Source organism: Kitasatospora sp. NPDC057512 (assembly GCF_042802135.1).
Taxonomy (GTDB): domain Bacteria; phylum Actinomycetota; class Actinomycetes; order Streptomycetales; family Streptomycetaceae; genus Kitasatospora.
In genome coordinates this window covers 1-14,864 of record NZ_JBHVET010000129.1, presented here as the reverse complement: position 1 = coordinate 14,864, position 14,864 = coordinate 1, and the positions used below count along the sequence as shown (strand labels likewise).

The 14,864-nt window shown below is 68.2% G+C and carries 6 protein-coding genes and 1 pseudogene; 3 read left to right on the top strand and 4 right to left on the bottom strand.

Annotated features, from left to right (window positions below; all coding sequences use genetic code 11):
- Positions 1 to 146: 146 nt before the first annotated feature.
- Positions 147 to 524: a hypothetical protein gene (locus ACFU6K_RS11850; RefSeq protein WP_380662408.1), complete on the bottom strand. Its 378-nt coding sequence runs from the start codon at positions 522 to 524 to the stop codon at positions 147 to 149.
- A gap of 300 nt (positions 525 to 824) precedes the next feature.
- On the opposite strand from ACFU6K_RS11850, the gene ACFU6K_RS11845 reads away from it, so the two are divergent.
- Complete coding sequence (locus ACFU6K_RS11845) at positions 825 to 968, top strand: hypothetical protein (RefSeq protein WP_380662407.1); 144 nt, start codon at positions 825 to 827, stop codon at positions 966 to 968.
- Between the two features lie 216 nt (positions 969 to 1,184).
- Here ACFU6K_RS11845 and ACFU6K_RS11840 read toward each other — a convergent pair whose 3' ends face one another.
- Complete coding sequence (locus ACFU6K_RS11840) at positions 1,185 to 1,874, bottom strand: DUF6882 domain-containing protein (RefSeq protein ID WP_380662409.1); 690 nt, start codon at positions 1,872 to 1,874, stop codon at positions 1,185 to 1,187.
- Between the two features lie 161 nt (positions 1,875 to 2,035).
- A pseudogene (locus ACFU6K_RS11835) lies at positions 2,036 to 2,128 on the bottom strand (transposase); the annotation flags it as partial.
- Positions 2,129 to 2,523: 395 nt separating this feature from the next.
- Here ACFU6K_RS11835 and ACFU6K_RS11830 point away from each other — a divergent pair.
- Positions 2,524 to 3,327, top strand: a complete 804-nt coding sequence (locus ACFU6K_RS11830; protein ID WP_380662406.1) for a hypothetical protein — start codon at positions 2,524 to 2,526, stop codon at positions 3,325 to 3,327.
- Between the two features lie 113 nt (positions 3,328 to 3,440).
- On the opposite strand, the gene ACFU6K_RS11825 is transcribed toward ACFU6K_RS11830, so the two are convergent.
- The gene (locus ACFU6K_RS11825) at positions 3,441 to 10,652 is read right to left on the bottom strand and encodes a polymorphic toxin-type HINT domain-containing protein (protein WP_380662405.1); all 7,212 of its coding nucleotides are present in this window, start codon (positions 10,650 to 10,652) and stop codon (positions 3,441 to 3,443) included.
- A 609-nt stretch (positions 10,653 to 11,261) separates the two neighbouring features.
- Between ACFU6K_RS11825 and ACFU6K_RS11820 the strand changes: the two genes are divergently transcribed.
- The gene (locus tag ACFU6K_RS11820; protein ID WP_380662404.1) at positions 11,262 to 14,813 is read left to right on the top strand and encodes a ricin-type beta-trefoil lectin domain protein; all 3,552 of its coding nucleotides are present in this window, start codon (positions 11,262 to 11,264) and stop codon (positions 14,811 to 14,813) included.
- The last annotated feature ends 51 nt before the right edge of the window (positions 14,814 to 14,864 follow it).

Here is a 14,864-nt window from a genome sequence, read left to right as displayed (position 1 = left end):
AGTCCCCCTGTACCTAACCGCCCGCCCACCAAAGACGCTGGGCGGGGATACCCCAGCCGAGCGTCTACGTGATCTATTCACCGTCTGAAACCAAGCGGTGTTGCGACGCCCCCTTAAACCCAAGTACGGGAGTGGGCCTTCGTCGTCTACTGGGGTGGCAGATGCTTTTTCCAGTGCTCTTTGAGCCTGGTCGCTTCGGCCAGGGCATCCTGATGCTCGTCCAGTTTTTCTCGGCTTGTGAGGCGGGAGCGGAGATCGTTTCCGAGTAGGTACGCCAATTTTTCCAGGGCAGAACGGGGCCCGGTCATCTCCAGGAGTTCGTGGATACGCCGAATGGCTTCCAGTTCAGAGGCGTGCAGCGGGACGTCCACCCACTTCTCGCCGGGTGTTTCCGTCATCGCTGCCACCACCTGGCGGCTGACGATCAGGCAGCGGCCGGAGTCGTGCCGGTCCCGCCAAGAGCGTTCACCACGCGGCGCCCAGAGTACCGACACGGGGGCGTAGGGCTTCAAACGCTCCATCACGTCGTGCGGATTCTGGCCTGTGGTTCGGTAGTACGGGCGTTCTGTGCTTCCAGCGGAGGTGTCGCCGGTGCCCTGACCCGATCGGCCCCGCCTACGCGGGGGTGGTCGGGTAGACCCTGGGCACGCTCATGCTCCACCGACGTCTGGTCCGCGTCTTCGAGGCGAAGCCAGCCAGCTCGCTTGCGGTGATCCACTGGTCCATGACCGACGTCATGCTTCGCCGTCTCCGTCGCACCACAACCCCGACCTGGCGCGACCCGCCGACCTGACACACGGGACCCCAGAGCCGCAGGAGCATTGATGAAGGAACTCCTGGACAAGATCGAGGCCCGGTGGCAACTCGTCCGCGAGACGGCCGAACAGATGCGTGACCAGATCGCCCGGCTCACCGAACAACTCACCGCTGCCGAAGACGACATATCGAAGGCATCCTCGCGAAGCTGAAGCGCCTGCGGTGTTGGAGTCGCCTGTGAGCCAGGTGAAGCCCCCGGCCATCTCGTTGTAGGTCTTGACCGTCTCGGGGTGTCGATGTCGATCACGGTTGCGGCTCGCCAGCGGTGGCGCCTGTGTCGTAGTGGCGGCCCCTGCGAGTGGCAGTTCTCCGATGCCGCGACGCCGGAGGTGCGGACACTCAACAGTCAGGCACGCCCCCTGCCGTGATCAGCGGCCAGCCGGGAATACCCTCACTGACGCAATACGCCCGGATCCGTCAAAACCAACGTCCACGGTGCCGCCGTCGGGAAGGTCGGCACTGATGCCCGTCTCCTTCTGCCGCTGGACCAGCCGGAAGTGATCGAGGTACCCGCTCACCGCCAGTCGCGGTGAGCGCCCGATCAGAGTCGCTCCGGTGGTCAGGATCCTCGGCAGGGTGAGGGGATCGACCCCTGCGAGCGGAACCCGGGGATCGTTTAGGAGCAGATATAGCCGAGTGCTGGGCCCCGCTTCCACGCCAAGATAGCCGGCCGCACCGGTCACGCCCATGGCGGCGAAGGCGAGCGTCTCCGCAGCACGGCGCGGATCCGCGAAACCGGACAGATCGAGAACCTCTTCGGTGAACTCCGGAAGGCCATGAGCCTGTCCGAAGTCCCTCACACGCTCAGTGGCGTCCACCACCGGCGCACCACGCAGTCCCGGATTCGCCCAACCCCACATCCATGTCCGTTCGAACAGATCGTAAGTGGCCAGGACCGCCACGCGGACCTCCCGGCCGCCCTGCCGGTAGACGCCCGTGTCTAGGTCGACGTCCCAGGGACCGTCGGGGAGAACGGCGTCCAGGGCCTCAAGCTGGGCAGTGCCCCAGGCCGCGTGCCGCTCCGCCTCCTGGAGAAACGCATCACAGAAGTTGCTCATCACGAAGTGAGACCCTAAACGATCGCCGGGGATGATTCTGTCAGGGTATGGGGGACGGTTCCCATCGGTGGGTGCGGCACCTGGGTAGGAAGTTCGCCCAGATACCAAAGTGTGCGGGGCTGGCCTCCGGTGGCAGTTACTGCCAGTGATGGCTGATTAGACTCGACGCCGATGACCAGGTGGGCTGCCATGTTGACGACGTGCCCGCCGTCGCGAACCCTGATCCGAATCGCGTCCACGTACAAGATCGGGTAGCACCTGTAGCAATGCGGCGCACGTGCAATCCGCCGACTCATCGCGCCCATCAGTACAGCCATATACCACGTCGATCCCGACGGATCCGCGAGCTGACAATCCACAGGGACGGCGACAGCCGCTGAGCTGTGAGAACGATGCCGGGACAGACTCATTAGGGTTGCGGAAGCACGATGAGAGGATAGGCATGACCCGTACGACACCTGAACGGCCACTCGACCCGGAGAGTCTCTTCCCGGAGCTGGCCCAGTACCGGCGAACCGCCACTCGCCTGCACCCGAGGCCCGGGGTCCCTGGTGCACGGGACAGCTCCGTGGGCGGGCCGATGCTCTGGCCGGCCGACGAGCCGTGGCCGGTGTGCACGCACCCACACAAGCGAAGCTCAGGTGAGCGGGTGGAGAACGTCCGGCTCCGACGTCGGATCCTGGACGAGGCCTGGGGGCGCGCCCCGGAGTCGGGTGTCAGGCCCGGGCCGACGAACGCCGAACGGGAGGTCCTGGCTTCGCTGAAGCGCGGACGGCACGCCCCGTGGCTGGCGAACACCGACCCGATTCCCCTGATGGCCGTCGCACAGCTGTACCGGCAGGACGTGCCCAACCTAATTGGCGGGCCCGGCGACTGCGACGTGCTCCAGGTGTTCTGGTGCCCGTTCGATGCCCACGGCGCCGGCTACGAGTTGTCGCTGCACCTTCGCTGGCGTCGTTCCACCGATGTCCGTGACGTGCTGGCCGACCAGCCTGAGCCGGTGGTGGTCGGTTCCGCGGGGTACGTGCCCGACCCCTGTGTCCTGCACCCGGAGCAGGTACTGGAGCACCAGTACATTGGCCTGCTTCCCGAGTACCTGCGCAGGCGCATAGAGAAGTGGGAGGGGCCCGAGGACGAGCGCGAGACGGACGAGCCTGACTACCAGAGCGATCTGTCCATCGCCCCGGGTTGGAAGGTCGGGGGGTTCGCTTCCTGGCACGTGACGGATCCGGCGCCGATGGACTGCACGTGCGGACAGCCCATGGAACTGCTGATCGCCATCGCCAGCTCCGAGTGCGACAGCTTGAGCCGAAGCTGGATCCCGGTGGAGGACCGGGCCACGTTGGAGGGAGCGATCGAGCCGACGTCAGTCGCGGTGGGCCGTGACGGGACGCTGTACGTCTTCGTGTGTCCGAAGGATCCCGGTCACCCTCACCGGCTCAGCGTTCAGTGACGCCCCGGAACCGGTGACGGGGGCCGCGGGGCTGGGACCAGTGCTGTGGGACAAACGCGTGAGGGCGGGATCGTGGATCCCGCCCTCACTGTCCCTCACTGTTGACTACCCGCCTACGGCACCGCGGTGAGTCCGGCGGCGGCCGGGTTCGACAGCCATGCGCTCATCGAGAAGCCCTGGTTGCCGACAGCTTCCATCCTCAACTCGTACGGGACCAGGCTGTCTCCGTCGTAGTGCGCGGTGACGGAGTACTGGACCACTTCCCCGTCCTTGACGGCGTCGAAGACCGGTTGCTCGATGTAGTCCCGCATCCACGGGCTGTTGACGGGGTCCTGGGTCAGGGTCACCAGGTTCTCCCTCGCACCGTTGCGCTTGCCGGCGCCGCCGAGGCGGCCAGCGATGAGGTGGCCCCGGGCCTCGTTGTACGTGTTGCCGTTCCCTCGCCAACCGGACGGCCGGAGCGAGCCGGCCTCGGTACCGGTTCCGTTCTGGGTCTTCGTCCGGAGCATCCAGCCCTGGATCGAGCCGTGGGCGCCACGGGCCCGTCCCAGCTCGTCCGTGCCCATGTACCGGATGCTGCCGTTGGCCCCGTACTTGTCGGGCTTGGGACAGGCGTTGTGCACCAGGAGAGCGGTACCGCCAGCGCCGACGAAGTACGTGTGGAGGCCCTCAACGGTGAGGTTGTACATGGCCTGCCGGCCACTCACCTGGTGGACCGCCACGACCGTGGTGTCCTGCCCGGTCTCTGTCCTGAGGGTGTGCCCCGTCGGGAGGTCGGCTGCGGGGGTCCACCTCTCGGCGGTGGCGTCCCAGAAAGGGTGCTCCGTGGTGGTGTGGACGACCTCCTCGCCGTCGCCGGAGCGGACGGTGACGTCGACGAGGTCGGCATCGTCGTGGCTCCAGGTGGCGGTGATGGTGCGGCCGTCGGTCTCCCCGGTCTGCGGGTCGGCCGCCTGGACCTCGTCGCCCGGTTTGACCTCGCTGATGTCCCGGGTGCTTCCGTCCGCCATGAGGACCGGTGTGGATGCGGCAAAGCTGCACGGGCCGGCCTTCGGCCGGACCTTCGACACCACCTTGCTGACGAGCTTCCGCACCACGCCGGGGTGCTTCGCGACGTACTCCACGCCGTGGGCGGCGGCAGCGGCCCCGCCCCCTGGCGTCACGACGGGCAGCGGCGGTCCGAAGACGTCGACGAGCTTGCGGCCCAACGAGTACCACTTGCTCTTGGTCTGAGGCCCGTTCAACGGGCCTCCGATCTCGGAGAAGATCGTGGTGAGGTTCCCTGCGGACTCCGGGTGTTCCCGCTCGTACTTGAGGTGATCCGCGGTGTTGGAGTCGCCTGTGAGCCGGGCGAAGCCCTCAGCCATCTCGTTGTAGGTCTTGACCGTCTCGTGCCAGGCGCCGCTCGCGGCCTCCTTGGCCTTCTTGACAGCGTTGTCGCAGCTCTTGCAGTCGAAGCCCAGAAACAGTCCGCTCGGGTCGCTGGAGTTGATCGGGTCGTTGTTGCTGTACGCGTAGCTGTTCCACTGCTGCGGATCAGCCGGATCGAGGATTGGGTCGGGGTTGATGAACCGTCCACGGAGCGGGTCGTACTGACGTGCTCCGAGGTTGGTGAGCCCGGTGGTGTCGTCTTTGCTACCGCCGACGAAGCCCTTGGTGCCGGCCCATTGGCCGGCTACGGGCTGGGTGCCCCGGGAGTCGCCGAAGGGATCGGTCGGACGGCGGGTGACGGTCATGGCCGCGTCCGTGCCGATCTGGACGCCGTTGGTGCCGTGCGGGTCGGCCGCCTGGATGACGACGGTGCCGCCGCCCACGGCCGAGGTGGTCCGGGTGTAGGTGAGTCCGCCTCCCGCGGCAATGGACCGGACGTTGCTCAGGGTTCCGGTGGCGGTGTCGAGGGTGAGCTCGTCGGTGGGCAGGTTGAGGGTGGTCTTGCCGGGGTTGCGGCGGATGAGCTGGTTGCCGTCCGCGTCGTACAGGTAGCTGGTGGTGCCCGCCGCTCCTGTCGAGCTGAGCGAATCGAGCTTGCCCTCACCGTTCCAGGCCAGCGTCGTGGTCCCGCTGGTGTCGGTGATGGCGGTCGTACGGCCGCCGACGTCGTACTGGTAGCTGGTGGCCTTGGTGCCCGCGGGCCCGGTGGTGGTGGAGGTGAACAGGGCGTGGGGCCCGCCGGTTCCGCCGCCTGTGTCGGGGGCGCTGGTCGGGGCGTTGGTGCTCTTGGCGGCGCCGAAGGTCTGGGTGGTGGTGGTGTCCTTGAGGCTGTTCCCGGTGATGTCGTGCTGGACGTATCCGGTGCGGTTGCCGGTCGCGTCGTAGCTGTAGGTGTTCCAGTAGGGCGCTGGGCCGCCGACCGTACGGCCGCCGGGGCTGACGGGCGCCGGGCCGTTCACGTTCTTACAGGCGCCGATGCCGGGGACGGTGGTGGAGCCTCCGGTGCCGTGGACAGTGCCGGAGGAGTCGGTCCAGTCCGCGGTGGTGGAGGTGCCGCCGGTGTCGGTCCAGGCTCCGGTCAACCGGCCGAGGTGGTCGTAGACGAAGCACTGCGAGTCGGTGGCCTCCGCGTCCTGGACGTCGGTGACGGAGGTGATCCGGCCGGACGGCGTGTAGGTGTAGCTGGTCTGGTCGACCGGGGCCGTGCCGACCTGGCGGTCGACGATGGAGTTGATGACCCGTCCTGTGGCCCAGTCGTACTGCCGGGTGGAGACGACCTGTGTGCCGTAGTCACCGACGGTCGTGCGCACCGGACGCGCGAGCGCGTCGTAGTCGATCTGCTGGACGATGGTCTGGTCGACGCCCGCCGCCGAGAACGGCAAGCCGGTGATGGTGTTTGCGTAGGTGATCGAATCGGCCGGGAGCCCGCCGGCCGCGGGGATGGTGCTCTTGGTCAGGGCGCCGAGCACCCGGCTGTAGGTGTTGGCGGTGGTGTAGGTGCCGGCCAGCTCCTTCTCCACCGACGGGATGGTGATGGAGCCGCCGAGCGGACGGTAGGCGGTGTCGTAGCCGGTCACGGCCGTGGTGTAGGCCACGGGGCCCTTGCCGCCGACGTACCGGGTGGAGGAGGTGGGCTGGCCCTTGACGAGGGTGTCGTACGTCCACTCCGCCAGCTGGTTGGCCGGGGCCACGCTGCCGTTGAAGGCGCCGGTCTTTCGGCCGATCAGGTCGTAGGAGTAGGCGAGGGTGTTGCCCTTGGGGTCGACGGTGTGGTCGATACGCGAGTTGACGTCGTAGGACGTCTGCAGGGTGCCGGCGTCCGGGTCGGACACGGAGACCTGTCGCCCGCGAAGGTCGTAGGCGTAGTTCCAGGTATTGCCGCTGCCATCCGTGTGGGAGGCCAGCTGACCAGCCGGCGTGTAGGCGTACGTCGTGACGTCCGCGTCGGCGCTGCTGCCCGTCGGGGTCGGCGTGCGGTAATGCCACTGCGCCGTGGTGCGTCCCCTGGCGTCGGTGACGATCGAGTTCGGCATCGCACCGCTCGGCGGAGTGGTATCGGTCCGGTCCGCGCCCGGGTATGCGGTGGTGGTGGCCCACTGGAGGTTGCCGTTGGAGCGGAACTCCGAGCGCACCACGCGCCCGCTGCCGTCGTAGGTGTTCCAGGTCTGGCCCGGCACCTGGCCGTCGGCTGCGGGGACGAAGACCGACTCCGTGGGGAAGGAGCTCTTCTCGTAGTACGAGGAGGAGGTCTTGGCCACCCAGCCGTGCGTGTCGTAGAGCGTGTCCGTGATCAGGCGACCGTTCGGACGTGCGTCGCTGGTGCTCTGGCTCTGACGGGGGCGGCCGAGGCCGTCGTAGATGTCGATGACCGCCGAGTACGTGCTCGCGTCGTCGTTGAGCGACTCGGTCTTGACGGTGGACGGCCCCGCGGTGCCCTTGAGCGCGTACGAGAACTTGCGGTTCGGCAGCTGGGAGGTCGGACGGTCGGGCGCCCAGAGGGCCGTGAGGCGGCCGAGCGCGTCGTACTGCGCCGTGATGACACGGCCGTTGAGGTCGGAACTGACCAGGGGGGAACCGCGGGCCGGGTCCAGGGTGCTCGTAGTGGTCCAATCGGCTCCCATCGGCCCCGTGGTCTGCATCCGGGTCGGGAGGGATCCGGCGGCCGGCGTGAGCGCGGTGCTGGTCACCGCGGGAGTGGTCGACGGCCCGCTCAGCTGCGTGCCCGCGGCGTCGTAGGTGGAGCCGTCGGTGGTCGCCGTGGTCAGGCTCCGGCCGTAGACATCGAAGGTCGCGCTGCCGGCGTGGGCGTAGACGGCGCCGCCCGCCTGGTCGAAGCGGTCGAGCACGTGGTTGCCGGTCGGGTCGCCCGTCACGCCAGCATGTCCGAAGGCCTTGCCGTCGTAGAGGGTGCGGCCGCCGGACAAGGTGTTGGCCGAGGTCGCCGTGCCCGTGCAGGGTCCCTGGAAGACGGTCTTCTCCGAGACGAGCGTAAGCAGTTGCGGGTTGTCGCTGGCCGCGTAGCCGGTGACGGTGCAGGTCTCCGGGGTGGCGGCGGTGCCGTCGCCCTTGTCTGCGGCCCTGACGACGCGGTTGCCGTTGGCCGGCTCCGTGGTCGTGACCGAGGTGGTCGTCCGCCACGAGCCGTCGGCGAGCCTGGACCTGGTGATCGCAGTAGCCTCGGAGTCCGGACGCCAGGCGAAAACCTGCGGCGCGCCCGCGCTCTGGGCCTGGGTGGCCGACTTCTGCTGGCCGTTGTAGGTGGTGCCGGACACCGCGGTGACCGTGCCGCCAGCCTGGTCGTAGGCCTCGGCCGCGACGACGCGGCCGGACAGCTGGGCACTGTCGGTGACGGTTCCACCGAACGGGCTGGGGACCTGGACGCTGCGCCTGGTCTTGCCGTCGGCGAGGAAGTCGCCGTCCATGCCCCGCAGGTAGGTGGTCTTCTGCTGGCTCTTCGGGGCCTCACCGGGGTTGGCGTTCCCGGTGGTGGTCGTCACCGACTGGTAGCCGCGGAAGCCGTCCCACGTACGGGTCTTGGGGTCGATGAACTCGAAGTCGTTGCGGTGCCAGGCCGCGCCGCCGTTGTAGGTGTACTCGGTGGTCCTGGCGACGGCGGGGGTGCTGACGAGGTCCTGCTCGACGACAGTCCTGACGAGTGGCTTGTCGAACCAGTCGCTGACCGGGTCCTTGGAGGACTGGCCTGGCAGGTACCACTTGACGGGTATGCAGGCCATCGTGTTGCCGTCCTCGGAGGACGGCATGCGGTTGTTGACTCGGGAGCACTCCGGGTCGGTGTAGACAACGTCGATGCGGCCGCCCATCTCGGTCGTGATGCCCTGGATGCGCGGACGCATGAACATCGGCGAGGCCGGGACGAGACCGTCGACGCGGTTGGCCCGCATCTTGTACTGGAAGCTCACCGGCGGCAGGTTCTTGACCTCCGCCTGGCCGTTGCTCGGCACGCGCTGCACGGAGTCGAGCTGCAGGAGCCGCTTGGTGCCGTCGCCGGGGTCGGCGAGCTGCTGGTTGAGGTTCCAGGTGTCGACGGTGCGGTACGCGTTGTCGACCAGGACCTGGGTGGTGATGGCGGTCAGGCGCTTGGTGGTGAAGAACGTCGGCGCGGTGGTGACGCAGGAACCGTCGGTGCAGATCTGGTCGACGGGTGTGTCCGGCCACGCGTTGGGGTTCCCGGCGCGCTTGCCCTCAGAGCAGTCGTTCGAGGCGTCGGGCATGCAGCGTTCGGCGGTGGTGAAGAGCACCTTGGCCGCCGGCTTGGCGCCGCCCTTGGCCGCCTTCTGCTCGTCCAGCCGCTGACCGTAGGCGATCTCCTTGAGGTGGCCCGAGCGCTGGTAGTCGGCCAGGGTGCCGGTGCCGCCGCCCTGGACGGTGCCGCGCTTGTACTTGTTGCCCTCCGCCGCGTACTTGTAGGTGACGAGGTTGCCGTGAGGGTCGACCACGTGGTCGAGCTGCCAGCGCCAGGCCATCTGGCACAACGAGTTGTTGCCGGCGGCCGCGGTGTAGCAGGGGTCACCGCTCTTGGGCGAGTACACCGGCAGGGTCAGGACGGAGTTCGCAGCCGAATCGCTGCCGTCCCCGCCGGGCAGGTGGTTGAGGCCGAAGTAGTACTGGACGCCGTCGGGCGTGGAGATCCGCCAGTACTCCATACCCTGGTAGTCGATGTCGCCCGCGGCCTTCGGCGCCCCGGTGAGCTGCTCGACCTTCGTGCCGTCGTCGCTCTCCAGGTGCCAGGTACCGGTGGCGTCGTCGCGCACGATGGCACCCGAGTGCCCGGCCAGGGAGAGGACCGCGTTCTGTCCGCCCCAGCACTGGTCGGCCGAGCCGGTGATGCCGGCCTTGTCGCAGGGCTTGTAGGAACGTTCGATGAAACCGGGTTCATAGCCCCAGCCGTCGCCGATCCACGAGGGCTGGGCGTTCGTCGCGGAGGTCTTCCCGTCCACGTCCGCGGAGTTGTAACCCAGGGCCACGGCCGGAGTCGAACCGCCGAGCGCGGGCGGGACCTGGATCGGGTAGCTGTAGGTGAAGCTGCCCGTGCCGGACCCGGCGGCCCAGGACGACGACGGGGAGAGCGACGTCGCGGTGTAGTTGCCCATGGCACCGGACGGCGAGGGCGCCGCGGCGAGGACCACCGAGCCGCCGTTGCCACCCGAACCCGCCGCCGCCATCCGCACGGGCGCTTCCGTCGTACTGAACGACGCCTTCACGGCACCGTCGTGTGCGGGCCGGCCGGTTACTGGGGGCAGAGTGACATCGGCGGTGATCCCGCCGTGCCCGTCGACCTTCGCCTCGACCGGCGTCTGGGTGCGGCACTCGGGCCGGTCCGGCATAGTCAGCGCACAGGACGGCAGGGCCACGAGCGAGGCCCTATCAGACCAGCCGGACGCCTGCAGCGCCTTCAGGTCCAACGTGACGCTCGCCGCACGCCCTTCGCCCCCGGCGGGATCCCCGGCGTCGGCCAGGGCGACGAGCGGGCCGGTGACACCGGCGGCCTGACCCTTGTCCTGCCCGGTCACCTCCACCGTGACTGTCCGCGCGCTCTCGCCCTTACCGGTACCGGGAGCGACCCGGACGGCGAGGTCTCCGGCCTTCGAGCCGGTCATGCCTCCGGAGGCGGGCGAGCCGCCGCCGGTCGCCCGGCGGGCGGCCTCGGCCTCAGCGCTGTCGGCCCCCACCTCGACCGTCGCCGTACCGGTCACCAGCGGAGCCGCGGGCTCGGGCTTCCAGGCCGGTGCGTTCGCCGCGGGGGCGGGTGCGGAGGGCCTGGCATCCCGGCCCTCGACCGAGACAGTGCCGTCGCCGAGCGGCGTGTTCGGGGGTGTCCAGACCTTCCCCTTCGGCGTGGGGTACGTCCACGCCACCGCCGGCGGTACTGACACCCCGGTCATGGTCAGGGCGACCATCGCCGCTATCGCAGGAGGCCACCATCGACCCCCTGCTGCTCTTTCAGCCCGTTTGCGGGCAGGACGAATCATCGTCACATCTCCTCGTGGATTATCGACACAGCGTCAAATAGGCATGACTACGCCATGATCAACGTGACGATAGGTGAAGGTGCGAACACGTCACCACATCGTTCGAGTACAGCACATGAGATCTTTATAAAGACTTGATCTTTAGGCTTGCTTCATATCGGACATCTCCACCCAAAGCGGTAACGGGTTTGACGTTTCGCCAGGTCAAGCCACATCGTTCCCGTGCGAACGCAGACCACAATCGCGTCTGCCACCCGGGATGGACTTCACAGGAGAACCATGTCCACCACACCACGGACAATTTCAAACACGACACGACCGCCATCTATACGTGTGCGCACCACCCGTCTGACCGCCTTCGGCACGGGCTGTTTCCTGAGCCTCGGTCTACTCGCCATCCCCCCCGCTATGGCTGCCGATCCCGTCGGATCTCCCCCCCACGGGCCGGGCGCCAGCTTGGCACCGCTCGTCCCCACATCGCCGGCGCCGGCCCGCACACCCGAGCAGCGGGCGATGCTGGACGCGGTCTCCAAGGCCAGGTCGACCGGCAAGCCGGTTACCGTCGATGCGCTGACCACCGAGGTCTCCAGGACCACTGCGAACCCCGACGGCACGTTGACCACCACGGACAGCGCCCAGGCCGTACGGACCAAGCGCGGCGGCACGTGGGCGGACATCGACCCGACCCTGCGACCCAATGCCGACGACTCCCTCAGCCCTGCCGTCGCCACCACGGGGCTGATCTTCTCCGGCGGCGGGACCGGCCCAATGGCCACCGTCACGACCGATGACGGCAAGAACCTCGCGGTGAAGGCCCCGTTCGCCCTGCCCAGGCCCTCCGTCTCCGGAGCCAACGCCACCTACGCCGACGTCCTTCCCGGCGTGGACCTGCAGCTGACCGCCCTGGCTCAGGGCGGCTGGCGAGAGGTCATCATCGTGCGGACCAAGGAGGCGGCGCAGAGCCCGGCGCTCAAGTCGCTCACCTTCCCCGTCTCCGCGCAGGGCCTGTCCATGGCCACCGACCCTGCGGGCGGTATCACGGTCGTCGACGACAAGGGCTCCACCCGCTTCCGCGCCCCGGCACCCATGCAGTGGGACTCCAGCAAGCCGGCCGGCGCGCCCGTGGACCCGGCGCGTGCTTCCAGGTCCATGGAGCGTGCGGCCTTGACCGAAGCACCGGCGCCCGCGCCCACGGGGGGCGTGACCGGGATCCCCTCGACCGCCGAGGAACCCGGCGACGGCGCGAACGTCGCCGCCATCTCCACCAAGATCACACCACAGGCGATCGAGCTGACGCCGAATCAGGACGCCCTGGGCTCTGGTGACGGCCCGTGGTTCCTCGACCCGTCCTTCGTCGCGGCCACCAGCTACAGCCAGGGCTCCGTCGAGGTCCAGGAAAACCACAAGGGCGCCAAGAACTACAACCTGAAGTCCAACGTCGCCACCGGGTACTGCGGCTACCACAGCAGCAACCCCAGCCTCGACTGCGGCAACGAAGGGCGCCAACGCGCCTACTTCCAGTTCGGCATCAACCCCGCCATCTACACGATCCCCCAGGGCGCAGAATTCGCCCCCACCATCCAGAACGCCACCTTCAACGGCCAGGTCACCGGCGCATCGAGCCCCGGAACCAACACCCCGTTCGTCATCTACTCCGCCCCCGCGGGCAGAACGATCAACGGCGACACCAACTGGTACGCACAGCCCTGCGGGGACAACGGCAACCTCGTCATGGACGGCTGCGCCCCGGTCAACGGACAGTGGCTCACCGGCACCGGCCCGCTGGCCATCGACCTGACCGACACCATGAAGCGCGCCGCTGCGGAGAAGTGGCAGACCTGGACCATCGGCATCGCGCCGCAGGCCTCGGAGTGGGAGAAGCTCTACCGCCACTTCCTGGCGAACAACCCCTCGATCACCACCACGTACGACATCACGCCCACCATCTGGTGGCCCCGCACCACCCCCGCCCCAGGCTTCGCGAGCAACAACAGCACGGCCGAGTGCAGCAGCGGCGGCGCGAACGCCTGGGACAACCCCGGCTGGATCGGCAGCAACCAGAACGTCTACCTCACCGCCAACAGCTGGTCGCCCACGGGCCAGCCGCTCTACACCGGCTACCACGTGTGGGACGACAACGACCCCAACTTCAGCGCGCTTCCGGGAGCGTGGGGCGGCAGCTACAACGACCCCGGTCCGACCGTGGGCATCGGATCGCTGTCGGACGGACATCAGTACGGCTGGGTCGCCCGTGTCACCGACGAGGCCCTTACCTCACCCAACAGTGCCTGGTGCTACTTCCGCGTCGACAAGACCAACCCCCGCGTGAGCATCAGCTCCACCGACTTCCCGCCGCTGGGCACCCCGAACCCCAGCCCGGCCAAGTACATGAACGACCAGGGGACCTTCACCCTCAACGCCGAGGACCCCGCACCGGGGCCTGGCCTCCACGCATCCGGTGTGGCCTGTGTTCGGGTGAGCACCGACCCGACCCCGGTCGTCGGCTGGAAGTGCGGCCAGGACGGCACTGTGCAGGCCGGCGCACCGTACAAGTACCAGGCGCGCCGATGGGGGACCAACACCCTGTACGCCTGGGCCATGGACAATGCTGGCAACTACAGCCAAACGGCCGTCTACAACTTCTACGTGCCCTGGAAGCCCGGCACCCAGCCCCTGTTCGGTGACGTCGACAACGACCAGAAGGCCGACATCGTCCTCACCGACAGGAACGGCGACCTGCGGATCGTCGGAGGAACCTCTGACCCCGCCAGTTCCACGGCCGCGCCGGCCAGCGCCGCGCCCGGCAGCCGCGAGTTCGGCACGACCTGGGCCGACTACCAGATCAGCCACCACGGTGCCCTAACGGTCGGCCAGCCCGTGGACCAACTCGTCGTCCACTACACCAACGACAAGGCATCCGCGCTGAAGGGCGCCCTGTACGTGGTGACCAACGACGGCACCGGGCACTTCGACAGGCTCCCGCCCCTGGCCGTCCAACGCCCCGCCTGCACGACGTACGGCACCGACGACCCCTGTGCCGACTACAACGCGCAGGACTGGAGCAACGTGTCGCAGGTGATCGCCTTCGGCACCTCCAAGGGCGAGGCCGTCGGTCCCAAGGCGGGCGATCCTTCGAAGACGGTCTTCACCACCCAGACCTCCGTCGTGACCCTGGAGAACGACAAGCTCTACGTCTTCAACCCGGCTGGCAACGCCTTCGGCAGCGCGACGTTCATCCCCGCCGCTTCGGGTAGCTGGAACGACCTTGAGCTCATCAACCCCGGCGCGGCGAACGGGCCCACGACGAACCCCGTCACCAAGGCCGCGAAGAACCAGGCCACGCTCTGGGCCCGCAACCGCACCACCGGCGACGTCTACGCCTACCCGCTGGGCTGGAACGCCGACGGGAGCGTCGACTTCTCCGCTCTCACGGCGCCCGACAAGGGAACCAAGCTCAGCACCTCGCCGGTACCGGCTGCAACCTATCCCCGCGTCGGCGCGGCCTCCCTCTACGACGGCGACAACGTCTCACTCTGGGCTGTCGGCGTCGACAACGCCATCACGGTCTTCCCCGGCCAGGGCGGCGCCGTTGCCGGCAAGGTCGACCGGCTGGGCGAACCGCAGAAGGGTGGGTTCGTCGACGCGAGCCTGTCCGTCCACCCCAACAGCGCGAGCTGGCAGTGCATGGATGCCGAAGGCGGTCCCCGCGAGGGCGCCGAAATGGCCATCTTCAACTGTTGGCAGACCGCCAACCAGCGGTTCAACTTCGCCATCGACGGCACCATCCGGACCGGCAGCTACTGCCTGTCCACCAAGGACAACGCCCTCGGCGACGGCACCCGCGTCGTCCTCACGACCTGCAACGGCAGCACCGGTCAGAAGTGGACCATGCGCCCCGACGGTCGGATCTACCTGCCTGCCACCGTGGATGCCGACAACCCGGACGGCCGCTGCCTCGAGGTGCCCGGCTGGGCCACCGATCAGGGCACCCGTCTCGGCATCTGGAAGTGTCCTGGCCTTCAGGCCAACCAGCAGTGGACCATCCAGTCCGAACGGACTCCGTAAATCATCAGTCACCCTCGTGGGTGAGCTGACATGACACGCGCAGGGCGAGGC

Bases quoted from the DNA above. Each gene is read 5' to 3' on its own strand.
- ACFU6K_RS11840 (WP_380662409.1), bottom strand. From the start codon at position 1,874: ATGAGCAACTTCTGTGATGCGTTTCTCCAGGAGGCGGAGCGGCACGCG.
- ACFU6K_RS11820 (WP_380662404.1), top strand. From the start codon at position 11,262: ATGCTGGACGCGGTCTCCAAGGCCAGGTCGACCGGCAAGCCGGTTACC.
- ACFU6K_RS11845 (WP_380662407.1), top strand. From the start codon at position 825: ATGAAGGAACTCCTGGACAAGATCGAGGCCCGGTGGCAACTCGTCCGC.